The 25,261-nt window shown below is 46.3% G+C and carries 19 protein-coding genes; 7 read left to right on the forward strand and 12 right to left on the reverse strand.

What is annotated here, in order from left to right; genetic code table 11:
• Window positions 1-133 precede the first annotated feature (133 nt).
• Window positions 134-1,102, forward strand: a complete 969-nt coding sequence (locus VM802_RS01975) for a pyridoxal-phosphate dependent enzyme (RefSeq protein ID WP_325527413.1) — start codon at window positions 134-136, stop codon at window positions 1,100-1,102.
• Between the two features lie 152 nt (window positions 1,103-1,254).
• Here the strand turns inward: VM802_RS01975 and VM802_RS01980 are convergent, their stop codons facing one another.
• On the reverse strand, window positions 1,255-3,096 hold the full coding sequence (locus tag VM802_RS01980) for a glycoside hydrolase family 35 protein (protein ID WP_325527415.1): 1,842 nt from the start codon (window positions 3,094-3,096) through the stop codon (window positions 1,255-1,257).
• Between the two features lie 324 nt (window positions 3,097-3,420).
• Here VM802_RS01980 and VM802_RS01985 point away from each other — a divergent pair, with 324 nt between their 5' ends.
• Window positions 3,421-4,374 carry a hypothetical protein gene (locus VM802_RS01985; protein WP_325527417.1) on the forward strand — a complete coding sequence of 318 codons (954 nt, stop codon included), beginning with the start codon at window positions 3,421-3,423 and terminating at the stop codon, window positions 4,372-4,374.
• Between the two features lie 117 nt (window positions 4,375-4,491).
• Entirely contained in the window at window positions 4,492-4,962 is a 471-nt protein-coding gene (locus VM802_RS01990) for a RidA family protein (protein WP_325527419.1), read from the forward strand.
• Between the two features lie 6 nt (window positions 4,963-4,968).
• Here VM802_RS01990 and VM802_RS01995 read toward each other — a convergent pair whose 3' ends face one another.
• The 3 genes from VM802_RS01995 to VM802_RS02005 form a co-directional block, all read right to left on the reverse strand.
• Window positions 4,969-5,952: a hypothetical protein gene (locus VM802_RS01995; RefSeq protein ID WP_325527421.1), complete on the reverse strand. Its 984-nt coding sequence runs from the start codon at window positions 5,950-5,952 to the stop codon at window positions 4,969-4,971.
• Between the two features lie 138 nt (window positions 5,953-6,090).
• The gene (locus tag VM802_RS02000) at window positions 6,091-7,392 is read right to left on the reverse strand and encodes an esterase-like activity of phytase family protein (protein ID WP_325527423.1); all 1,302 of its coding nucleotides are present in this window, start codon (window positions 7,390-7,392) and stop codon (window positions 6,091-6,093) included.
• Between the two features lie 112 nt (window positions 7,393-7,504).
• Window positions 7,505-7,810: a helix-turn-helix domain-containing protein gene (locus VM802_RS02005; protein ID WP_325527425.1), complete on the reverse strand. Its 306-nt coding sequence runs from the start codon at window positions 7,808-7,810 to the stop codon at window positions 7,505-7,507.
• A gap of 637 nt (window positions 7,811-8,447) precedes the next feature.
• Here VM802_RS02005 and VM802_RS02010 point away from each other — a divergent pair.
• Window positions 8,448-10,070 carry a DUF1800 domain-containing protein gene (locus VM802_RS02010; RefSeq protein ID WP_325527427.1) on the forward strand — a complete coding sequence of 541 codons (1,623 nt, stop codon included), beginning with the start codon at window positions 8,448-8,450 and terminating at the stop codon, window positions 10,068-10,070.
• A gap of 17 nt (window positions 10,071-10,087) precedes the next feature.
• Window positions 10,088-11,668: a DUF1501 domain-containing protein gene (locus VM802_RS02015; protein WP_325527429.1), complete on the forward strand. Its 1,581-nt coding sequence runs from the start codon at window positions 10,088-10,090 to the stop codon at window positions 11,666-11,668.
• Between the two features lie 280 nt (window positions 11,669-11,948).
• On the opposite strand, the gene VM802_RS02020 is transcribed toward VM802_RS02015, so the two are convergent.
• The gene (locus VM802_RS02020) at window positions 11,949-12,140 is read right to left on the reverse strand and encodes a hypothetical protein (RefSeq protein WP_325527431.1); all 192 of its coding nucleotides are present in this window, start codon (window positions 12,138-12,140) and stop codon (window positions 11,949-11,951) included.
• Window positions 12,141-12,166: 26 nt separating this feature from the next.
• Between VM802_RS02020 and VM802_RS02025 the strand changes: the two genes are divergently transcribed.
• Window positions 12,167-14,620 (forward strand): TonB-dependent receptor, encoded by a 2,454-nt coding sequence (locus VM802_RS02025; protein ID WP_325527433.1) that lies wholly within the window; start codon window positions 12,167-12,169, stop codon window positions 14,618-14,620.
• 62 nt (window positions 14,621-14,682) lie between these two features.
• Here the strand turns inward: VM802_RS02025 and VM802_RS02030 are convergent, their stop codons facing one another.
• From VM802_RS02030 to VM802_RS02045, 4 genes are all read right to left on the reverse strand, one after another.
• Window positions 14,683-15,105, reverse strand: coding sequence for a hypothetical protein (locus VM802_RS02030; RefSeq protein WP_325527434.1), 423 nt, complete (start codon window positions 15,103-15,105; stop codon window positions 14,683-14,685).
• 287 nt (window positions 15,106-15,392) lie between these two features.
• Complete coding sequence (tssD, locus tag VM802_RS02035) at window positions 15,393-15,665, reverse strand: type VI secretion system tube protein TssD (RefSeq protein WP_325527435.1); 273 nt, start codon at window positions 15,663-15,665, stop codon at window positions 15,393-15,395.
• A 435-nt stretch (window positions 15,666-16,100) separates the two neighbouring features.
• Window positions 16,101-16,550 (reverse strand): DUF983 domain-containing protein, encoded by a 450-nt coding sequence (locus VM802_RS02040; RefSeq protein ID WP_325527437.1) that lies wholly within the window; start codon window positions 16,548-16,550, stop codon window positions 16,101-16,103.
• Between the two features lie 170 nt (window positions 16,551-16,720).
• Window positions 16,721-18,499: an ABC transporter ATP-binding protein gene (locus tag VM802_RS02045; RefSeq protein ID WP_325527439.1), complete on the reverse strand. Its 1,779-nt coding sequence runs from the start codon at window positions 18,497-18,499 to the stop codon at window positions 16,721-16,723.
• Window positions 18,500-18,646: 147 nt separating this feature from the next.
• Between VM802_RS02045 and fusA2 the strand changes: the two genes are divergently transcribed.
• Window positions 18,647-20,779: an elongation factor G2 gene (gene fusA2 / locus VM802_RS02050; RefSeq protein WP_325527441.1), complete on the forward strand. Its 2,133-nt coding sequence runs from the start codon at window positions 18,647-18,649 to the stop codon at window positions 20,777-20,779.
• 3 nt (window positions 20,780-20,782) lie between these two features.
• Here fusA2 and VM802_RS02055 read toward each other — a convergent pair whose 3' ends face one another.
• The 3 genes from VM802_RS02055 to VM802_RS02065 form a co-directional block, all read right to left on the reverse strand.
• On the reverse strand, window positions 20,783-22,324 hold the full coding sequence (locus tag VM802_RS02055; protein ID WP_325527443.1) for a YifB family Mg chelatase-like AAA ATPase: 1,542 nt from the start codon (window positions 22,322-22,324) through the stop codon (window positions 20,783-20,785).
• Between the two features lie 83 nt (window positions 22,325-22,407).
• Window positions 22,408-23,736, reverse strand: a complete 1,329-nt coding sequence (locus tag VM802_RS02060) for a MutS-related protein (protein WP_325527445.1) — start codon at window positions 23,734-23,736, stop codon at window positions 22,408-22,410.
• A gap of 161 nt (window positions 23,737-23,897) precedes the next feature.
• Entirely contained in the window at window positions 23,898-25,241 is a 1,344-nt protein-coding gene (locus tag VM802_RS02065) for a dihydroorotase (protein ID WP_325527447.1), read from the reverse strand.
• Window positions 25,242-25,261: the final 20 nt, after the last annotated feature.

The raw sequence follows: 25,261 nt of genomic DNA on the forward strand, positions 1-25,261 counted from the left end.
CTTTCCCTTTTTATCATGCCTGGCTGCCTTCAGTGTTACCCGCAGCTGTTCCTCTCCACCAGCCAGGCAAAAGATTATCCGCTCATGACACCCGTTATGGTATCCTATTTTTTATTTTCTAAAACTCATATTTATGTTGAAAACGCTCGAAAAGCTATCCCGGTTTATTGGTAATACCCCCCTTATGAACCTATCCAACGATAACTCAGACATGTACGCAAAGTTGGAGTACAACAACTTCTCCGGCAGTTCCAAGGACAGAGCGGGGTATAGTATTATCTACAACGGTATCAAAGATGGCCGTATTAATGAGGACACCACCATCATAGCCTCCAGCTCAGGAAACCTCGCCATTGCGGTGGCCTCTATTTGTAAACTGCTGCATCTGAAATTCATCCCGGTTATCGATCCCAACATCAACCAGGCATATGAAAGCCTGCTCAATATTATGTCTCACCGCGTGGTGAAAGTAACGGAGCGCGATAAGACTGGCGGTTACCTGCTCACCAGGATAGATACGGTCAACAGGATGCATGAGGCGATTCCCAATTCCTTTATCGCAGATCAGTACGGTGATCCCAATAACTTTAAAGGCTACTACGGTCTCACAGAAGAGCTGATTGAGTCATTCGACAGGCTAGATTATCTATTTGTAGCGGTAAGCTCCAGTGGCGCTATCACTGGTCTCTCCAAAAGTCTGAAAGCAAAAAGACCTGAAACTAAAATCATTGCAGTGGATGTGGAAGGTTCTGTGATCTTCAATGCCCGTCCGGTGAAAAGATACATCTCTGGCCTCGGCGCCAGTCAGGTACCGCCTATCATCAAAAATGCCATCATTGATGAGGTGATCATTGTTTCACAAACAGACATTATCAAAGGTTGCTTTGAATTGCTGAATGAGCAGGTGATCTTCGCGGGGGCTTCTTCCGGCGCAGTTTATTTCGCTGCGAAGAACTATTTCAAAGAGAATAACCACATCAACAAACCTTCGTCTGTGCTCATTTTCCCGGATAAGGGACATACCTACCTCGATACTATCTATAATAAGGAATGGGGGGATCAGTTAGCGGAGAAGTTGCAGGAAAGCGCACTGGCTAAATAATCGTAACAATTTTTCAACGGCATGCGACAATGTACACATGTTTAATCCTTTCTCAATAACCGGGTCTTCAGCCATTCTTGACTGAAGGCCCGGAACTACGTCATAAGGTGCATCAGTCGGGATGTTTCAATCCATGATGCAGCAGAAGCGTATTACTTCGTGTTTGCTGTGAGCTTGTCTAATATAGGTGTTTCCCGGCCTTCCAGTGCATTCTTAACAGGTCCGTTATAGTCAAGTACCACTATTTCGTTGACACCTTTTTTCAGCCAGGGGCCTGGTATGTACATCGTCTGCGTAGGACCAATGTTCCAGAATCTTCCGAGGCAATGCCCGTTCACCCACACAACACCTTTGCCCCAGGTGGACATGTCCAGGAATGTATCGCCGGTTTGTTGCAGCGTAAAGCTGCCTTTATGAAATGCGGGAAGGCTTGTCGTACCCTTGCTGTATTTCAGGTGCGCCGGCGCGCCGTCATTGCTAAGTGAAACAGTATACACTTTCCAGTCTGTAAGTGCGGTAGGAGTGGCGCTTCCGTTTTTGATGAGCACCTGTCCGTCAAGCCCTTTCCTGTCGTGTATATATTCTCCGTAATTCACCCGACCCATTGCGTCTACGAGTATATCGAGTACATCTCCTTTTCTGGTAGCGGATAGTTTGCAGCTTCTTTCTCCTTTTCTACGGTCGAGGGTAGCTGTTTTTTTGCCGTTGATGAATACCAGCGCGTAGTCATGTACTTCCGGAAGCAACAAACTGTCTGCGTGGCCGGGAAGGCTGGTACGGTAAAGAATACTGCCATAACCCTGATCGTATACCTCCATATTTCGTACGGCCTTATCTGTTATGTGCTTCGGAAGATTGGAAAATAGTGGTGCCGCAGCTGTGGTGGTAAAGGCCGGAATGTGTATCACGGGATTGCGTGCGGGTACAGAAGGAAGTGTTTCGCCTTCCTGGAGATAACCAGATAACAGTTTTCTCAGTGTATGGAACTTCTCTGTATCCCATCCTGCTTCACTTACCGGTGCATCATAATCATAACTGGACGTCTGTGGCAGGAATGGCGCGCAATTGGCACCTGACCACATTCCAAAGGTCGTACCACCATGCACCATGTAGATGCTGAAAGATGCCTGGTGATCCAGCATATATTTGATTTCTCTGGCTACGTGATCTACGGCTCCTGTATGGTGCTTGTTGCCCCATGAATCAAACCAGCCGGGATAGTATTCGCCACACATCAGCGGGCCTTCTTTCCTTATTTCACGTAATGCTTTGAAACTCTGCTCCGGGTTGCTGCCGAAATTCACCACGCTGAAAATATCATCACGCACGTCGTTCTTCAGCTGAGATGGTCCGTCGCAGGTGAAGAAAGGAACGTTGAACCCCGCTTCTGTCAGGTAATCGCGGATAATGCCGATATATTCCTTATCGTTGCCATAAGATCCATATTCATTTTCCACCTGTGTCATGATGATCGGGCCGCCATTGGTAACCTGCAGTCGTGCCAGCATTTTCCCAACTTCCTTCATATAGTTGCGGCATCTTTCCAGATAATAAGGGTCACGGGTACGTAGCTTCAGATCCCTGTTTTTAAGCAGCCACCAGGGAAAGCCGCCAAACTCCCATTCAGCACAGGAGTAAGGGCCTGGCCGCAGGATCACATACAAACCTTCCTCCTGAGCAATCCGGCAGAAAGCGGCGGCGTCCGCGATACCTTGCCAGTTGAACACGCCAGGACGCGGTTCATGCAGGTTCCAGAATAGATATTCACACACCGTGTTCAAACCCATAGCCTTGGCCATTTTCAGGCGATGCCGCCAATATTCTTTCGGTATGCGGGTAAAGTGCATCTCACCGCAACGTATTACAAAAGGATGGCCATTGAGCAGGAAGCTTTCCTTGCCGATAGCAAAAGATGTGGGTTTGGACGGATCCTGGGCTGATGTATGTGTATGGAATAGAACCATCAAAGCCAGTAACAGACAGTGTTTTTTCATTTATATAGTTGTAATTTTTCCAGATTACAGTATTTCGTTCACTTTTTACTATTAAAAAATAACGTGAAATTATATCTTGTACAAGCGTGAAGAGATAGATTAATGAATGAATTTGATGGAGAATGTTATTTTTTGCCCGAAATATACCCCTGGAGAAAAATTGTTGAAGTGTTTTTTAAATGAAAACGGGAAACAGTATTTTTGACCCTGTGAGAAATTGACCTGTTAATACAGGTGTAACTTTTTCCAGCATGTGACGAAGTTAACCCGTAGCCCTTAACTGTGAATTACTACACTTAATCTTAATAACAAGACAATATATCTATGAGAAAATTAATGTCGACAGTTGTGCTTACAGCCTTGTTGCTTGCAAAGCATCACTATTCCAGTGGACAAGTTGTACGTGAAGTCAATGGCAATGTTGGTATTGGCGTACCTAACCCGCTCTTCCAGTTGGTATTGCCCAATGACAAGTACATCACCTGGAAAAACCCCGATAATAGTAATGAAGATGTTGGTATTAAGACCAACGCTTCAAATGATCTTACGGTGTATGCATTTGGATCCAACCGTTTTTATGTACAGTCTAAAACCGGCTATATAGGATTAGGTAATTCAGCGCCTAAGGGCTATTTGCATATCAGTGCACTGGCCACTGCAGGAGTATCGTCATTGCGGTTCGGGATGCCCAATGACGCTGGTAATCTCAATGTGCCAACAGGGGCTGCTACCGGTGCCTATGATATTGACTTTCATAACTGGCGTGATAATGTGCCAGACCAAGTAGGAGCGAGAATAAGAGCAGAGAGGGTTAACAGTTGGATGTCAGGTAATGCATTACTGCAGTCAATGGATCTGGTGTTTTATACTTCCCGTGGTGAGTGGCAGTCTGATCTTACGGAGAGAATACGCATCAAAGGAAACGGAGATGTGGCCATCGGTACCAGTAACCCGCAAGGGTACAAGCTGGCCGTTGCGGGCAGTATGATAGCAGAGAGAGTAAGAGTAAAATTGCAGGGAGCATGGCCAGACTTTGTATTTCATCATAACTACCAACTGCCTTCTTTACAGGATGTGGAAAAATTTATTCAGGAAAACAGGCATCTCCCCGATATACCCTCCGCAACAGAAGTGGAAAAGAACGGAATGGATGTAGGTGAAATAAACCGTAAACTGTTGCAGAAGGTGGAAGAGCTCACGCTGTACATCATTGAGATGAAGAAGGAAATTGAACATCTGAAACAAGGTACTGCTGACAAGGCTACACCTGGGAAATAGTATTGAATGACGTATCTTCTGAAAAATAAGAGCCAAATTATATTTGGCTCTTATTTTTGTCTTATCATCACAAAAATTTTCCTTCAGTAAAATCCTGTTTACAGAAAATTACCGGTTATGAAAAAACTATGCTTCCTTCCTGTTCTCCTCTTTGCTACCATCGCCTGGGCACAAAAGAAGACCGTGAATGTACAACTGATTAATCCTTCATCAGTGGCTGCCCCCAGAGGATATTCCCATGCAGCGGTAATAGACCTCGGTACAGCCAGAATGATAATCCTGTCAGGGCAGGTAGCACTAGATAAACAAGGTAATCTCGTTGGTAAAGACGATATGGAAAAACAAACAGAACAGGTGTTTGCCAATATTAAAAGTATTGTGGAAGAAGCGGGAGGAACGATGGGGAATATTGTGAAACTCGGTTATTACCTCACAGATGTAAAACAGATACAGGCGGTGAGAAAGGTGCGGGATAAGTTTATTAACACGCAGCAGCCTCCCGCCAGCACACTGGTGGAGGTCAGCAGACTGTTCCGGGAAGATGTACTGATAGAGATAGAAGCCACTGCTGTGATCCCAAAGAAATAAGCGTTATTACATCCACAATACTTCGATACGGTCGTTGTTGTGTACTGCGAGTTTCTTCAGTGCTCTGTTGTAGGCTATTAACGGGAGATCCGCTTCCTTTACATGGTGGATAATAGCGGAGGTTTGCAGACCGGTTTTTATTTCTTCCATCTTATCCACAACTTCACCGCTGCGTATATCTACTATTTTGGGGTACTGGTAAAGGTTCCAGCAATAATGCTGATCAATGGCAATGAAGTTGCCTGGAACTTCCTGTGGTGCTACTGCATCGGAAACAGTGCCGTTGCTGATATTCCATATAGCTATATGTGATGGCGGTACTGGTGATGCCACATCGTCGTCCAACGACTCTTCGGAACTGGCGCCCAGCAGTATTCTTTCATTGTCAATGAAAGAAGCGGAGTTGAGCTCCGTATAGTTACCCGAAATAGAATGACCGTCGTCCAGCAGAACAGGGTTGGTTATGCAGGCGTTGATGTCAAACAACCTTACTATGTCCCACGGGTGCCATGCCCAACCTTTACTAAGGAGATATTTATTGTCACTACTCACTTCCAGCCTGGAATGAAATATATCATGCGGTTCCCTGCTGTTGGACCTGGTTATCACCTCGCCGGTTTCGGCGTCTTCAAAATCAAGCTGGCGATACTTTTCCGGACAATGTATCAGATAGGTTCTGTTGTTGATGATTGCAAAAGCTGCCGGATATTCATATACATCGGCCATGTAGTAGCTGCGATTAATTTCTCTTACTATCTCTCCGTTTTTCAGTAGTAGTCCTTTTGTGCCCAACCGCTTATAGATGAATGCGTAGGCGCCGTCGGGAGAAGTAATGGCAGCATCGAAGTTAAATCCAAAATGATAGGTATTCAACTGCTCCGTGTTACCGTCCAGCGAATAGGCGGTACCTGCGGAGGCCCAGTCTACAATGCGGTCGCCGAGCCAGCTGATTGTTTTGATGTATGCATCCTTTATCGTGTACCGGTTCATCGTTTAATAGTTGTTCCCGAAGTTAATTAATCTGCTTCGGATAATGACCTTTCGTTGGTACCTGAACGTTACAAAGATGCAGATATAAAAAATCCCGCTGCCATGCAGCGGGACTCCCATTACTTAGAATTAAAACAGTTAGAACAACGGGGTGTTCAGCCGGATGAAATATACCGTATTGAAATCCACCTTGCCGGTGCGTGGCAATATCTTGGCAATAAAATTATTGTTGGTTGGATCCGGAGGCAGGATACCGAAATCATCATCATTACTCAGGGCAATGAGGCTGCTATTGATGAGCACAATGCCTTCTGGTTTGTCGTGCGGATAATTAGGGAGATCCTTGATGATGTCTACTACGATCGACTTACTTACTGTTTTGATGTTGGCGGTCTGTAACTCTGCATCAGTGAGTACTTCCAGTGTTTTTCCGTCAATCAGTTTTCCGTTGGCGCCATCGGTCGCATCTGAGACATCGGTGGCGGAGCTGAGATCTATTTTGTAGATCCTTTTGATGGTAGAAGGCTTAACTGGGTCGCCAGGAAAATCGCCATCGCGTTCAAGCACCAGGAAAGTGGTATTACTGATTGCGGTGATCTCGCTGTTGGCCGTATTTTTATCATCCAGTTTGTAGAGGTATTGTTTGGTTTGACCGCTGGCGATATCGAAAGTGAGTATGCGTGTATACAGAGAGTTCTTTACAGCATCCTTGGTAGGATTGTATAAGGGCGACTGCATAATGCCTGCGAGTGTTTTGCCATCAGGGGTAATGGTAAGTCCTTCCATACCACGGTTGGCGCGGCGTGTAGCCAGCACCTTGGGGAGTTTTCTTCCGCCGGTGCCACTTCCGAAGGGATTAATCCTTTCAATGGTCCGGCCGCTTCTATCAAGGTGCAGGATATGCGGACCATATTCATCACTGATCCAGAAAGTGCCGTCAGCGGCCACTGTGAGGCCTTCGCAGTCGATGCCTTCAGGATCATTATTCAGGGTTTTGCCACTCATGTCGAGTGCCGTTTCACCGGTGCCACCAGTACCGGCTGGATTAGGTAGTCCGGTAACAGGTGTATTGGCGGCGGATTTTATGCCGATGGTCTCTACTAATACGAGCGAATCGCCGCTGAGTTTGAACTTCCCGATCTGTGGATTGAAGCCAGGAACAGGAAACACTTTTGAGTCTTTCAATGTGCCGTCAACGTTAGGGCCGCGGTCTGTCATCAGGTAAAAGGAGCCGGGTTCACCGGGAACGGTGCAAATGGAGGAGCCGTATCCGCCATTGTAGACATTGACGCCAGCTGTGTTGGAGGCGATCACTTTTGCGCCGGCCAGCCGCGCGCTTGCAGGGAAGGTAGTGCTGCCGTTGCCGTTGTCCGGGTTATCATCTTTCTTACAGGCAAAAAGAACAACAAAGGCCAATGGGGCGAGGCGTAACATTTTCATGTATCAGTTGCATTTAATGTGCAAAAGTTATCATCGAAAATGAACGGAGTATTATCAATCTGTTATCATTGTGTTATAAATGATAATACAGCAACGGCAGCGAACCGGTTTTTTATGTTTTCCCTGGAAATTCTTTGTTTATCAGGTATTCCACTACATGCGGAGGTAATTTACTTTTGTCAACAAAAATGATACGATCTGCTTCATCAGAATGTCGTAGATAGATACCCGTTAGTTGCAGGAATTGTTCATGGAACTCAGCACTGCCCGGGCTTTTACCATCTTCATATGTAGCATATGTACTCTTCTTTATACCCAGGGTGTCAGCTATCTGTTCTTGCTTAAGCCCCATTTCCGTTCTGATGATTTTGATAAACCTTGAAACAGTATACCGGCCTTCTGAATTTTTATAGTTCATTACGCTGTCTTTTGTATTGAATTGAATGAATTTTGATTTTTTGAGAGAAAGATGCTTGCGATATTACTATTGTAATCATAATTGATTATATTTGTATTGTAATATATAATCTCCTGATTTTTAAAATTATGAGGTGATATTTTTATAATCAATTTGACTTTTAAACGCATAAATATCCTGTTCCGGCTTTTACCAGAAAAGAAATTTATCAAATGAATAAAATGGACAATAGTTACCAGGTATTATAAAACCAGGCATTGTAATAACAGGTAAGAATGGCTACAGTCGGGAGGTACCCCGGCATGGAATTTTGAGAATAAAATAAGATTGGGTCAATCATAAGTCGTTTTTGGTGCCAAACTGAAAACATAGGGACTGTCTTCGTTCTTTCGAGGGGACTAGACAGCTCCCTTTTTTGCTTGCGCAAATATCAACCAAAGGTATATATAAGTATTTGTAAAAACAAGCAAAAAAGTCTTGTAAACTATTGTAAATCAGTTTGATATAAAATGTGTCAAGCTGATATTCAAAGTGTCATATTTCTATTAACAATTATTTCTTTCGGAATAAATTAAACTTTTTACTAATTTGCTGTCCGGGTAAAAAAGCTATCTGCTTTAATCAACCATATCAACTTATGCATCGCAGACAATTCCTAACCTTATCATCTGCAAGGAAAGCGCCAGCACCAGCTGCGGGCCGCACCCCAACAGGCATTGCCCCCTATACCGGATCATGGGGGATTCAGCAGTTGATACATCTCCTCAAACGCACCATGTTCGGTGCGGCGCCGGAAAATGTTAATGCCTTCAAAAGCATGAACATGCAACAGATTGTGGACACGTTGCTTACACCGCAGTCAGATCCGCAACCACCGGTGAATAACTATGGCACTGACTCTACCGGAGTAGCGCCTGGCGCCACCTGGGTGAGAGCTGTGCTTGGAGACAAACAGACAGAAAGAGACAGAATCGAATCCTACAAATCCTGGTGGACCGGTCAGATGATTAACCAACAGGCAAGCATACACGAAAAAATGGTGCTCTTCTGGCATAATCACTTCGTGACTGAAACTGGTATGGTGAACGACAGCCGTTTCATCTATCAGTACAATCTTACATTACGTCAGCATGCATTAGGGAACTTCAAAGCCCTCACTAAAGCAGTGACGCTGGATCCCGCCATGCTAGTATATCTCAACGGATATCTCAATTCAAAAGGAGCTGCCGATGAAAACTACGCTCGCGAACTGCATGAGTTGTTCACCGTAGGTAAAGGCCCTGACTCGCATTATACAGAAGATGATGTGAGAGCCACCGCCCGCGTACTCACTGGTTTCCGCGTGGATGTAAATAACATTGTCAGCACATTCAATACTACACAACACGATCTTGGCAACAAAGAGTTTTCTTCTTTCTACAGTAATAAAGTTATCTCCGGCAAAACAGGCCCGGAGGGCGCTACAGAGGTCGATGATTTACTGAACATCATCTTCGGACAGCCAGAAGTTGCCAAATTCATCTGTCGTAAATTATACCGCTTCTTTGTATACTACGATATAGATCAGGCTACAGAAGCAAATGTAATCGCCCCATTGGCCGATGTGTTCCGTAATAGTGGTTTCGACATCAAAACTACGCTGAGAACACTTTTTACCAGCGAGCACTTCTTTGATCCGCTGAATATGGCCTGCCTTATCAAAAGTCCCGCAGACTTCTGCATCGGTATGTGCCGTGAATACGGTGTGAAATTCCCAACCGACTTTACCACACAGTATCAGCGTTGGTCTGATATACGTACACGCATGGCTCTCATGTTACAGAACATCGGAGATCCCCCTTTGGTAGCCGGTTGGGATGCCTACTACCAGGAGCCTTCCTTCCATGAGCTGTGGATCAACACGGACACACTTCCCAAACGCAATCGCCTCAGCGATACCCTGATCAGCGACACGGGATTCAACGGACTGAATATAGATGCCATCGCATTTGCAGACAAACTGCCTAATCCATCTGATCCGGTTGCCCTGGTAAATGACTCGCTCGATATACTTTATCGTGTAGGAGTTTCCGATAACCTGAAGAATGCACTTAAAACAAATATCCTCTTATCGGGTCAGTCATCCGATTATTACTGGACCAATGCCTGGAACAATTATAAGGGTTCTCCCGGCAATGCCGTATATCGCGATGATGTAAAGGTGCGGCTGCAGTCGCTCTTCAGGTACATCATGGACCTGTCTGAATACCAATTATCCTGATTGTTGAAAAACATCTTATGAAAAGAAGAGATTTTCTTAAATATACTGCCCCTGCCACTATCCTGCCTACCATCATCAACGGCTTTTCAATAAAGGCTTTCGCCAGCTCGCCTATGCTGAAAGCGCTGAGTGGCGCTGCTGTGAACAACGATCATGTGCTGGTGATGATACAGCTCACAGGAGGTAATGATGGTCTCAACATGGTGATTCCGTTGGATGTATACGGAAAATACCAGGCCGCACGGACCAACATCGCCATTCCTGAAGGCAAAGTACTGCGGCTGGACAGCTACCTCAAAGCTGGGTTGCATCCTTCCATGAAAGGCATACAGCAGCTCTATAATGAAGGAAAGGTAACCATCATTCAGAGTGTGGGCTATCCTTCTCCCAACTTTTCCCATTTCCGCGCAACCGATATATGGCTCACCGGGTCCGACTCAAACGAAGTCCTGAACTCCGGATGGGCAGGGCGTTTCCTCGATGAAGAATATCCGGGGCCTGTTGAGAATTATCCTGATGATAACAATCCTGATCCGCTTGCCATACAGATAGGATCGATTGTTTCACCAGCCTTTCAGGGACAGACCTATAGCAGGGGAATGGCCATCACCAGCGCTACAGACTTTTACAACCTGATGAACGGGATCATGGATCCTGTGCCCAATACCAAGGCTGGAAAGGAACTGGCTTACATCCGTCAGATCGCCAAGCAAACCAACAAGTACGACAAAGCCATCATGAATGCGGCCTCGAATGTAACGAGCCAGGGACCATATCCAGCCAACAACTCGCTAGCCGATCAACTGAAGATCGTTGCCCGCCTCGTTGCAGGCGGTCTTAAAACGAGGCTGTATATGGTAACTATCGGTGGCTTCGATACGCATGCCAGTCAGACAGAAGGTGGCGATACAACAAAAGGCACACATGCCAGCCTGCTTGGCGGCCTTTCGGATGCGATCAAAGCCTTTATGGACGATCTGCGCGGCCTGAAGGCATCCCGCAGGGTGGTAGGGATGACTTTCTCGGAATTTGGACGCCGTATTAAGTCCAACTACAGTATGGGCACTGATCACGGCGCTGCCGCGCCTATGATCGTCTTCGGCGATTATGTGATGCAGGGTGTGCTGGGTAATTCGCCTGCTTTACCAGATACCACTACTGTTATCGACAACATTCCTATGCAGTACGATTTCCGTTCCGTATATGCTTCTATCCTGGAACAATGGTTCTGCGTGGATCAAACAGAGCTGGGCCGCATTCTCCAGAAAGACTATCAGCGACTGCCGCTGATCAGCGGTGTGGCCTGCGGTGTGATTACCGGCCTGCCAGATGATCCAGGGGATAAACATCTTATATCCAACAGTCCCAACCCTTTTGCTCACGCCACAACGATTACCTACATTACTGGTAATGGCAATACCATGATCCAGATTTTCGATACCATGGGGCGCCTTATCAGTGTGCCTGTCAATAAAACGCATACGCCAGGAACGTATACTTTTATCTTCGATGCAGAGCAGCTGCCATCAGGTATCTACTACGCCCGTTTCCAGAATGGCTCCGTACAACAGGTAAGGCCCATGCTGAAAGTCCGCTGATCCTTATAATTCCATTAATATATTGTGCAACATTGTTGCAAATAGGTAAAGTTTATTACCTTTGCTCCTGTGTATAAAAACTGGATACAAAGGATTTTTGCAGTTATCCTGCTGGGAGTATTTACTATCAATACTATCCCACGGGAGTTTATACACCTGTTTGCCAACCACCAGGACACACCGGACCAACGCTGTGATACGGACGGGGTCACCATTTCATCCCATCACCGGCATTGTAGCTTCCTGCAGATAGGGGTAGAACCTTACGAACAATATCTTACTATATGCACAGCTCCTGTTCAGCAGGTGGTGTGGGTATTTTTTCTACAGCCGCTGCCAGAGCTGTCTCATTCCTCCCATCGGGAACTTTCTCCCCGGGCACCCCCATTCTTATTTTCCTGATTTTTACGACAGTCATCAACGTTTTGATGATTATACCTGTTATTGTGAAATACAGTAACGGCCCTTCCATATTTCCTGATCTTTTATTCTTCAGATATGCATTATTTGCGTGTTTTTATATTGAGCGTACTGAGCGCATTGCTGCTCATTCAACCATCTGTCTATGCCGGTGCTATCCCTGAAGAGGGACCTAATTCCAATGTTCTCAGCGGAAAAATAACTGATAAAAAATCTGGCAGCGTCCTGCCGGGAGCCACTATATACCTGCCAGACCTGCATGTAGGTGCAGCTGCGGACGCACAGGGTAACTATACGATTAAAAATCTTCCCAAAGGAAAATATGCCGTAGAAATACATTCTATCGGTTATTCAGCCATCACGGAAATTGTTTCCATCAACGGCACTACCAGCAGGGATTTCCAACTTTCAGAAACACTGATAGAAAAAAATGAAATAGTGATCACTGGCGCCAACCTGGCAACATCTGTCAAGAAAACACCTACTCCTATTAGTGTAATCCGCCGCGATTACCTCGATGACCAGATCTCTACCAACATTATCGATGCGATCGCGAAAGTGCCTGGTGTAAGTCAGTTATCTACCGGTCCCGCTATCTCCAAGCCCTTCATTCGAGGCCTCGGTTATAACCGCGTGGTGGTTGTAGGCGACGGCATACGCCAGGAGGGGCAGCAGTGGGGAGACGAACACGGCATCGAAGTGGACGACTACAATGTCAGTAAGATAGAGGTGCTGAAAGGCCCGGCCTCCCTGGTATATGGCTCCGACGCCCTTGCCGGTGTAGTGAATATCGTTCCTCCGACTCCGCTGCCATCAGGTAAAATAAAAGGCAACTTCGCGGCCAACTACCAGACGAACAACGGCCTGATGGCATATCATGCCGACATCGCCGGTAACAATAATGGCTTCAGCTGGGGAGCTTACATCACACAGAAACAGGCGCATGATTATAAAAATAAATACGACGATTACGTTTTCAACTCCCGTTTCAACAATACCAACTTCGGCGCCAACATTGGTATCAATAAGCAATGGGGCTACTCCCGCCTGAGCTTTACTTCCTTTAACCAGCACCTGGGACTGGTGGAAGGCGAACGCGCCAGCAATGGACATTTCATTAAGCCCGTGAATAATAACGGCACTGCAGGTGAAGAGGAAGTTACCAGCAGCGACAACACCTCTTATAGCATGACTGTACCCAAGCAGCAGATCAACCACCAGAAACTCGTATGGGATAATAGCCTTTACCTGAACAATGGCGGCCGTATCGGCCTAACATTGGGGTACCAACTCAACCAGCGTCGTGAGTATGGTGAAATATTACATCCCGATGAACCCGGGCTGTATCTGAAACTGCAAACGTTCAATTACGGATTGAAATATTACCTGCCTGAAATGAATGGCTGGCAAACTACGGTAGGCGTGAATGGTATGCAACAGAAGAACGAAAATAAGGGAGAAGAATTCCTGATCCCCGCTTACGATCTGTTTGATTTTGGGGCCTTCGCAGTGACCAGCAAAACATTTAATAAGCTGACCCTGACTGGAGGTGCTCGTTTTGATACACGTTCACTCAACTCCAAAGCGTTGTTCCTGGATGCTGACGGAAAGCCCGCCAACAGTGGTAATGCCAAGTTCGATGCATTTAAGAAGAATTTCTCCAACTTCTCTGCCAGCGCCGGCATCAGCTATGAAGCCAGCCAGCAGGTTACGCTAAAACTCAATGTGGCCAGAGGTTTCCGTGCTCCCAATATCGCAGAGCTTTCTGCCAATGGTGTGCATGAAGGCACTATCAAGTATGAATACGGCAATCAGGACCTGAAGCCGGAAGTAAGTACCCAGATAGATGGAGGCATTGACTTCAGCACACAGCATGTGTCGTTGACCGCTAATCTCTTTTACAATCATATCAATAACTTCATCTTCTCCCGTAAGCTGTTCAATGCAGCAGGTACGGATTCTATCCCTGCAAACGACAATGATGAAGGATTTTCCGCCTTCAAATATCAACAGGCTAACGCGAATCTCTATGGGGGTGAACTGATGCTGGATATACACCCGCACCCTATCGACTGGCTACATTTTGAGAATACCGTGTCGTATGTGAAAGGTACTGCTGCCAATGGTACCGATTCTACCAGGTACCTGCCTAATATCCCGGCAGGCAGATGGTTGTCTGAGTTGAAAGGCAAATTCAGGAAAGTGGGCGGCCCCTTGCATAATGCTTATGTTGGTGTTCAGATGGATATGAACTTTGCACAGAATGATGTCTTCTCTGCATATCAGACAGAAACGCCTACCGGCAGCTATACGCTGTTCAATGCAGGCTTTGGTTCTGATTTCGTGAATAAGAAAGATAAAGTATTATTCTCCTTGCATTTTGCGGTGAACAACTTTACCGATGTGGCATATCAGAATCATTTAAGCAGGCTGAAATATGCACCTGTGAATGAGGTTACCGGCCGCTCCGGTGTGTATAATGTGGGACGAAATTTCAGCGTAAAATTAGCAATCCCTATTGATTTCAAATAGTGATTTCGTACGCTCAGTTATGTTAAAGGGACTGGCTTTATAGCCGGTCCTTTTAATTTTTATTACTGTATCGTCTTGGTATAAGTAGCTTTGTTGTTCTTTATTTTGAAGAAAAAATGTTTGTTGTTGTATTGATTGGGAATATGAAAGCCCACCAGCGTATCCTTTCCTGAAACAGAGAGATAAGGCACGGGTATTGCTTTTTCAGCGCTATCCATCTTTCGGATGTAGTTGATCATCCGTTTTCCACGTTGTGTGATATGAATTGTCTGGGTTGAATCCGGTGAGATATTGAAGGATACTGTGATATCTGCTTTAGTGAACACGGCACTATCAAGCCCGGTGCCTCCGCTGATCAGCTTGAAGTCCTTTATACGCGCATCTTCCGGGATAACTTTCTCCGTTCCTTTAGGTCTTTGCTGACTATTATTCCTGCACGCTGCCACTACTAAAACGAGTATGAATAAAAATAAGGGTCTGTACACGATATACTGGTGTTTTGGTTATAAAACTACTATGATTTACTGTGATTCTGTTGATTTTTTTAGGGAGATTACCTCACCAATCCCGGTCATTATCGTCATCAGAAACATCAATAGCGTGAATGTTTAAAGGCACGGATGAGAGGTTTTAAAGGATACTAACGGAAATGAATGTACGGTTTCAGGCAGCGGGCCATGGATGTCTGTGTATGGAAGGATTCAGCTTCAGTTCCCTCGCAGACAGCTTTGCATAGGCTGCTCATCTGCATCCGTGAAATACACTGCGTATTTTATACAGTAAGCATTCGTGAACGCAGCTCTTTCAGTCTGGAATATGTATCCCGGCGGAGAAAGGTAATAACCTCATCCCGCGTTTGCCTGCCGGAAATTATCCGGTCAAATAACCCGATGGCGCCGCCAGATCCAACAACAATATGAGCAATGTCACCTCCGGGTTGTGTTGTCGGTTCTCCATTGTAATCAGTGGCCTGATGAAAGTAGAGATGACATTCCAGTGCATTCAGCTCCTCGTCGTTGACTGTAATGATTACTTTAAATAACACATGCTGCTGGTTTTTGTGTTAAAACAGCAGGCATAAAAGATGAATGACTGAATTTTTATACCGGTGGAAAGAACATTCGAGGTCTTTCGGGTGTTAACAGATGTGCACACCGGCTTATCTTGATCGCTATACTGAAAATACTATTTTTCTTTTAATGTCATGAGAATGAAGGCTCTTTTTTTTAATAAAAAACTGCTTATTACCATTTATATAATTTACGGGGCGTTATACGATTTCATTTCGTAGCTTAGCGCCACTTTTATAAGAGCGTGAGAATTGATTGTCCCACCACGTTTGCATGAGCAGTTTTCCCTCATTTCATTGATCTGGTTTTTGCAGAGTAAAGATTTTCTGACCACCATTGGTTCAGATTTTGGTTGAAAAAGAAAGGGGCTGTTTTCACAGCCCCAAATTGTTTTCACCTATAGATTTTTCTCAGTGATGATGTTCGTGTTGATGCGCGTCCTTCTGCAGGTGTGCGGTATCTTCATCATAATACACAAAGAAATATAAATATACCACCCTCGATATCCGCATCAGCCAGGGCTGGATCAATACCAGCAATACGCCATTCACACCCAGCCAGATAAAGATGCTGTTATCTCTCCACGACAACCCGAAAAATACGGCATACCAGATGAGGTTAAACACACTGAACGCCACAGACAGCGCATAACTTACATAGCCTGTCCCAAACCAGAAGCCCGTTTCCAGCTCATACTTCTGTCCACACACCGGGCAGTTGTCGTACATGTTGAAGATCTTCGAAAACTTCGCATGAAAGGGGTTCGTGTCTTTAAACATATCTCCTTTCCTGCACCTGGGACATTTCATTGTCAACAGGCTCATCATGTAATTAGGGCGTTTGGGCTGCTTTGTACTCATGGCAGCAAATTTAAGTATTTACTTTCTGATTGCTATGGATTTGACCCAAAAGCAGGAAGCCCGTCCGGAATACCTTCCAGGCGGGCTTCTCTCAATACTATCATTTAATTATCCTTCGATCATCTCACGCAACAAATCAAACAAATATCAACAGGAAAATCAAAGCATCCTTAAATCAGAGTCAGTTTACGTTCGCCAATCTGCTGGCGCCACATAGCATAATACAGCCCCTTTTCCTCCAGCAGATCTTCATGCCTGCCCGTTTCCACGATATTCCCTTTTTCCAGTACATAGATGCGGTCTGCATGCATGATGGTGCTCAACCTGTGTGCAATCATCACGGTGATATGCTGTTTGCTGGAAGTTACCTGCCGCACGGTTTTGGTGATCTCTTCTTCGGTAATGGAATCCAGAGCAGAAGTCGCCTCGTCAAACACCAGCAACCTCGGTTTGCGCAGCAATGCCCGGGCGATGGACAGACGCTGTTTTTCACCGCCTGAGATCTTGATACCACCTTCCCCGATGACAGTCTCCAGTCCTTTGTCGGCCCGTGCCAGCAAAGAGTGACAGGAGGCCTTGTGTAATGCTTCCATTACCTCGGCATCAGTGGCGCCTGGGTTTACGAACAGCAGGTTTTCTTTAATGGTCCCCGCAAACAGTTGCGTATCCTGTGTTACAAAGCCTACCTGGTGCCGCAGTTCCTCCATATCCACAGCATTGGCATCCACGCCGTTGTACAGGATGTGCCCTTCATTGGGTTTGTAGAGGCCCACCAGTAACTTCACCAGCGTGGTTTTTCCAGAACCTGAAGGCCCTACGAAGGCAATAGTTTCTCCCACCTTCGCTGAAAAGTTCACCTTGTCGAGCGCCTTGGTCGTAGCTGTCAGGTGCTTGAATCCCACACCTTCAAATGAAAGCTCGTCGATATGCCGCACCTTCACCGGGTTGGCGGGCATCTCTTCTACGGGTGTATTCAGGATGCTCTGAAAATTGAGTAGCGATACTTGTGCTTCGCGATAGTTGAGGATGATATTGCCTAACTCCTGCAAAGGCCCGAAAATAAAGAAGGAATACAACTGTAATGTCATCAGCTGACCGATGGAAACAATGTCACGGTAAATGTAAAATAAGAGGAGGAAGAGAATCGCCTGGCGCATGAAGTTCACGAAGGTTCCCTGCACAAAGCTGATGCTGCGTATGCTGCGCACTTTCTTCAGCTCCAGTACCAGTATCTTCAGCGTGGTGGAGTTCAGGCGCCTGATCTCTTGCTGAGTAAGCCCGAGGCTTTTTACCAGCTCAATGTTACGCAGTGATTCTGTTGTAGAACCCGCCAGCGCAGTAGTTTCCTTGACAATGGTTTTCTGTATCACCTTGATCTTCTTACTCAGCACATTCATCAACATGCTAAGCAAAACAGACCCTCCCAGGTATACGAGCACCAATGTCCAGTGTACGCTGATGGCATACACCATTACAAAGATCACTCCTATCAATGCAACAAAAAGTACATTCACAAAGGAAGTGATAAATTTTTCACAGTCGGTTCTTACCTTCTGCAATATAGCCAGTGTTTCCCCGCTACGCTGATCTTCAAACTGCTGGTAAGGCAGACGTAGCGAGTGTTTCAGCCCATCGGTATACACCTGTGCGCCAAACTTCTGTACTATTACATTTACGAAATAATCCTGAAATGCCTTGGCAATCCTGGATACCATGGCCACGCCAATGGAAGCCGCCAATAATAACAATACACCATTCAGATAAGAGCCCTCCGAACGGGCCGTATCACTACCCTTCAATGTAGTGTGCGGATGAGAGGCAAACTGGTCAATAATCTTTCCGAAAATATACGGATCAAGCAGTGAGAACAATTGGTTGACAGCCGCCAGTAGTAAGGCTAACGCAATAAGCCCTTTATAGTTCTTTAAGTAACGTAGTAATAATTTCATATATCAGATTTCTCCGGCACAAAGGTACTGTATGTTGTAACATATTTCTGGTAAAAGTCCTGTCATTTTACCTCAAAAAACGTTAACTTAATAGTAAGTTCTTTGCAATGGATCAGTGATAACGATAACCTGACTAAAACTCCACATATGAAGACGTATGATGAAAAACATATCAAAAACATCGTACTGTTAGGCGCACCCAAAAGCGGAAAAACTACACTATCCGAAACAATGTTATTCGAAGCCGGCATTATCTCCAAGCGCGGGACAGTAGAAGAAAAAAATACCACCTCTGATTATCACGAAATAGAACACGAACGCAACAACTCCGTGTATGCGACAACGATGCATACTGAATGGCGGGACTATAAGATCAATATAATTGATACACCCGGCCTCGAAGATTTTATCGGGGAAGTAATTGCTGCCATTCGTGTATGCGACACCGCTGTATTGCTCCTCAACGCTCAGTATGGTGTGGAAGTAGGTACAGAGCTGATCTGGGACTATGTCGACAAATACAACAAACCCACCATCCTCGCAGTAAATCAGCTTGACACAGAACAGGCCAACTTCAACAAAGCTGTGGATGATGCCGCCCGCGTGTTTGGCAATGCTGTTACCATTATGCAATATCCCGTAAATCAGGGGCCCGGATTCAATGCCATCATCGACCTGCTTAAAATGACTATGTACCGATTCCCTGAAAATGGCGGTAAACCTGAAAAGCTCCCTATCCCCGACAATGAGAAAGCCAGGGCAGATGAACTACACAACGCCCTGGTAGAAAAGGCAGCCGAAAATGATGATACACTGATGGAGCAATATTTTGAGAAAGGCAATCTCGATGAAGATGAGCTAAGGGAAGGTATTAAAATCGGGATGATGAAACACCAGGTATTCCCGGTTTTCTGCCTTTCAGCGGCTAATAATATGGGCAGTGGCCGCCTGATGGGATTCATTGACAACGTAGCGCCATCAGCCATTGAAATGCCCGCAGAACTGACGGAAGAAGGTAAAGAAGTACCTTGTAATCCGGCTGGTCCCGCATGCCTGTTTGTTTTCAAAACCTTACAGGAGCCGCATATCGGACGGTTATCATTTTTTAAAGTAATGTCAGGCGAGATAAAACCAGGTATCGAGCTGGTCAATGAAAAAGGGAATACCACCGAGCGCATCGGACAACTCTTCATTGCAGATGGTAAAAACCGTAATAGCGTGGAGTCGTTGCGCGCAGGGGATATCGGTTGTACTGTGAAGCTGAAGAACACATTCACCAACCATACCCTCTGCGATAAAAGTTTCGGCGCCCAGATAGACCCCATACATTTCCCCGGGCCTAAAGTTCGTGTAGCCATTGAAGCGAAGAATAAGGCGGATGATGAGAAGCTGAGCGAAGTATTACAGGAGATACATATAGAAGACCCCACCCTGGAAGTAGAGTTCAACCGCGAACTGAAACAGGTAATCCTCCACGGGCAGGGCGATCTGCATCTGCTGGTGACCCGCTGGCGGCTGGAGAATATTTATAAGATGCCGGTGGAATTTTATCCCGCAAAAATACCTTACCGCGAAACCATCCGCAAACCTGCGCTCGCCTCATACCGGCATAAGAAGCAATCAGGTGGTGCAGGCCAGTTCGGCGAAGTGTTTATGAAGATAGAACCCTGGTATGAAGGCATGCCTGCCATGAAAGAGTATACCGTGCGCGAAACGGAAGAAGTTCCCTTGCAATGGGGTGGCAAACTGGTATTCAACAACTGTATCGTAGGCGGCGCTATCGACAGCCGCTTCCTCCCATCCATCCTGAAGGGGGTCATGGAAAAGATGCAGGAAGGCCCGCTCACCGGATCGTATGTGCGTGACATACGGGTAAGTGTATACGACGGCAAGATGCACCCGGTAGACAGCAACGATATATCCTTTAAGATAGCCGGCATGATGGCTTTTCGTGATGCTTTCCACCAGGCCTCACCGCAGCTCCTGGAGCCGGTTTTCGACCTCGAGGCCACCGCACCCGATGTAATGATGGGCGACATCATGAGCGAATTACAGAGCCGCCGCAGCATTATAACAGGTATGGATACACTGAATGGCTACCAGGTCATCAAAGCACGTACGCCCCAGGCAGAACTGGATAAACTGTTTTCGGCCCTGCGCAATGTAACCCAGGGCAAGGCCAAAATAAAAGCGCAGTTTGCCGAATATGCCGCTGTGCCACCGGAAATACAAAAGAAGCTTAGCGAAGAATACGAAAAGCTGGATACTGTTAAAAGCTGACAGCTAATTACCCCATCCTTCACGGTCCAGGCTGCGGAACTGTATAGCTTCGGCTATATGCACAGGCTGCACAGTTTCACTACCTGCCAGGTCTGCTATGGTACGGCTTACTTTTAGTATCCTGTCATAGGCCCTGGCAGAGAGTTTTAACCTGGATATGGCTTCCTTCAGCAGCGTGTGGCTGTTGCTACCTTGTATGCACACCGTTTGCAGCTGGCGGCTGGTCATCTGTGCATTACAATAGATGCCAGGTGTGGCAGCGTACCGCGCCGCCTGTATAACCCGCGCGGCAGTTACACGGTCACGGATACACGTACTTTTCTCACTTTCCTGTAATGATGATAAAGCCACTACCGGCACCGGCGTCACCTGCACATGCAGATCAATACGGTCCAGCAGTGGTCCGGATACTTTGTTCAGATACTTCTGCACCATACCCGGCTGACAGGTACAGGCTTTGTCGGGATGATTAAAGTAGCCACAGGGACATGGGTTCATCGCTGCCAGCAACATAAAACCTGCCGGAAACTCAATGGCAGTACGTGCCCGTGAGATCACCACCTTTCGTTCTTCTATCGGTTGCCGCATCACCTCCAACACCCTCCGTTTGAACTCCGGCAGCTCGTCAAGGAACAGTACGCCGTTATGTGCCAGTGAAATTTCTCCTGGTTGGGGAATACTGCCGCCGCCTACCAGGGCTGCATCACTCACGGTATGGTGTGGCGCGCGGAAAGGCCGCTGCGTGATTAATGAAATGCCCTGCAGCAGCTTGCCTGCCACGGAATGGATTTTGGTGGTTTCCAATGCTTCCGCCAGTGTGAGCGGAGGTAATATGCCCGGCAGACGCCTGGCCAGCATGGTTTTGCCCGCACCTGGCGGCCCCACCAGGATGGCATTGTGCCCGCCTGCCGCCGCAATCTCAAGCGCCCGCTTGATGTTATGCTGGCCCTTTACATCACTGAAATCCGCGTCAGCTGCTGTTTGTGAGGCAAATAACTGGTCGCAGGTATCAGTTTGTACCGGTTGCAGGCTGTCAGGCTGCCGGAGAAATTGCAACAGTTCCGAAATATGCGTAATACCATATATCCGCATTTCTTTTACCATAGCAGCTTCGCGGGCATTCTGTGCCGGTAATACAAAGCCTTTGAAACCTTCGCGGCAGGCCTGTATAGCCATAGCCAGCGCTCCCTTGATAGGCAGTACTGTGCCGTCGAGCGAAAGCTCCCCCATAATGAGATGATCTGCCAGTACATTGGTGGCCACATGTCCGCTTGCACAGAGTATCCCTGTAGCAATGGGCAGATCATAGGCGGCACCGGCCTTGCGGATGTCAGCAGGGGCCATATTCACCACCGTGCGTGTACGCGGCATCTTTAGTCCAAGATGATTAATGGTGGACTCAATACGCCGCTCGCTTTCTTTAACGGCATTGTCGGGTAGTCCTACAATAAATAATTTGTTTCCCTGTGAAGCAACGTTCACTTCAATAGTGATGGTGATGGCATCTACGCCCTGTATGGCACTGCCGTAGGTTTTAACAATCATATGGATGCGGGTTAACGTTTGCTTATGCAAGATAGCAAATAAAGAGCTACCAGCCGTTAGCCGATAGCTCAATGGAATATTATCTATTGGATTTTATCCAGAAGGTCCAGTACTTTTTCCTTTTTCAGAATAAGATATCCGATCTTTTCTTTCGCTATACCATCTTTCAGTTGATAGGTAAAATGCAGGTCATCGCTGATAATCTGCGATTCAAAATATCTGAACAATATTTTCTTCTCATTATTTAATTCTTCTGCAATTTCATACAGGTGGGTAGAGAGTATATACAAACAGTTGCTGCTGCGTAAAAGCCCCCTGATTACTGCCAGTGAACAGTTACGGGCATCTTCAATATTGGTGCCCTTAAACATTTCATCGATCAGCACGAGCCAGTTTTTGCCATTATTGATCTGCTGAATGGTATTCTTGATACGCAGCACTTCACTGTAGAAATAACTTTCCCCCTTGAAGATATTGTCCTGTACCTGGATATTGCTGACGATACCATGGAAAAAGCTCAGCTCCATCTGTTGAGCCGGTACGCCCAGGCCTATATGAGCCATGTATACAGATATACCCACCGCACGGATAAACGTGGTTTTACCAGCCATGTTGGCGCCGGTGAGGAACATGAAGTGATTGTTTTCATCCAGCCTGACATCGTAGGCCTGTGGCGCCGCAAGTATAATGTGGTACAGCTGCGTAGCCTTTATTACAGGACGTGTGCTGTCAGTAAAGGTGGGGAATTGCAGGTTGTAATGCTTTATCGCTTTAGCCATCGCATAAAAGGCGTCCAGCTGATGATACAGTGTGATCATCTCTTCCACCAGCTTACGGTGTTTCTTTCTCACATAGTTATCATATCTCATGATTTCCACGAAATTGAGCCTGCCGCTTTCTTCCAGTTCAAGTATATCGTTGAACTCCTGCCTGTGAAGCAGCAGTTGTGCCCTGTCCAGCAGGATCTTTAATACTGACGGTGTTTCATCGGAGTGGAATACCTGTACAAAGGTGCGGAAGCCACGGAGCAGGTTCACCAGTTGTGTAAAAGAGAACTTGATGTACCCGTAGTCAGGAGCATACAGTGTTTTGTGGATCATAGCCTGCAGACGGAGCATCGGGCCTTCTGTGCTGGAGATAGGTTCTATCTGCGCTTCAAGATAATTTTCTACGACCACAATAGTACCATTGGAAATAATGGACGGCCAGTTGCTTTCCTTATCCAGTATATATTTCAGGGCTTTCTGTCTGTTGCTGATCGCCTTGACGTCCTGTAGGGGAGTGCTGAACAAATGACGAAGATAATCTCTGCCGCCGGCTGTAGTTGTGAAATCGAGACGATGGAACAGGGAGAACTCTTCATCCCTGTTGAAGATGGAAAGATCGTAGAAGGATGTTTTGTCCAGCTGCATGCAACAATAGATTTGGTTAAATAAAGTTGGAGATGCAAGGATAAAAAAAATCCATAAAGCGTAGGTATTTATTTATTTTGTTATGTGGATATTTAAATATTGAGTAAGACCCTTTATTATATTTAAATAGCTACATAACAAAATAAATAAATCCCCAATATCTATCGGTTAAATGTTAACCTTTGCCCTTTTACCTCTTCGTTGAAGCGGCCGTTCTCATAAGCAAGATGGCCACTTACAAATGTATGTGTAACGGCTGCCGGGAAGGTATGTCCTTCAAACGGGCTCCAGCCGCATTTGTAGTAGATGTTTTGTTTATCTACTGCGGAGCTGCCGTTCATATCTACAATTACGCAGTCTGCAAAGTAGCCTTCGCGCAGGAAGCCTCTTTCATTTATCTGGAAGCATAATGCCGGTGCATGGCTCATTTTCTCAGCTACCTTTTCAATGGAGAGCGCACCTTTCTTCACATATTCCAGCATGAGCAGCAGGCTGTGTTGCACCAATGGCACTCCTGATGGCGCTTGCGGGTACGGTTGCTGTTTTTCTTCCCAGGTATGCGGAGCATGATCTGTGGCGATGATGTCGAGACGGTTGTCCAGGAGGCCTTTCCACAACGCAGTCTTGTTTTCCGCTGATTTAATGGCTGGATTGCATTTGATCAGGTTGCCGTATTGTTTATAATCATCAGCGGTGAAGTGCAGGTGGTGTACGCATACTTCCGCCGTGATACGTTTCTGCTCCAGCGGCATCATATTGGTGAATAGTTGCAGCTCTTTTTCTGTTGAGATGTGCAGGATGTGCAGGCGGGAATCGTGTTTCTTGGCAAATTGAATAGCTGTCCAGGAGGACTCGAAACAAGCTTCTACATTGCGTATTAGCGGATGGTCAGCAGCAGTGAGCTGATCGCCTTTTTCATTCTTAAAGGTCTCCATATTGCTGCGGATGATTTTTTCATCCTCACAATGTGTAGCAATAAGCAGTTCGCTGGAGGAAAAAATCTTTTCCAGGGTGAGATAGTTATCCACCAGCATGTTGCCGGTGGACGAACCCATAAATATCTTAACGCCGCAGACATCTTTCTTCCTGTCGTTCGTCCTTAGAACCTCTTCTACGTTATCGTTGGCAACACCCATGAAGAAAGAGTAGTTAGCCAGCGAGTGCTGGCGGCCAATGGCGTATTTGTCTTCCAGCAGTTCCTGTGTGAGGGCTGCGGGTTTGGTGTTGGGCATTTCCATAAAGCTGGTGGTACCACCGGCTACGGCGGCGCGGGCTTCAGTGTAAATGGTGGCCTTTTCAGTGAGGCCAGGTTCGCGAAAATGCACCTGATCATCTATAACGCCAGGAAGCAGGTGTTTGCCCTCTCCGTTGATTTCCGTATAGTTGCCGCTGATGGTGATATTGGGCGCTATTTTCGCTATGCGGCTGTCTTTGATCCATACATCCTGTACAGTAGTGGCGCCTTCGTTCACTACGGCGATGTTCCTGATGAGATAGTTTTGCATAGCGCAAAGATACTTCTTAC

Origin of the sequence: Chitinophaga sp., assembly GCF_035538455.1 — a bacterium.
Taxonomy (GTDB): domain Bacteria; phylum Bacteroidota; class Bacteroidia; order Chitinophagales; family Chitinophagaceae; genus Chitinophaga.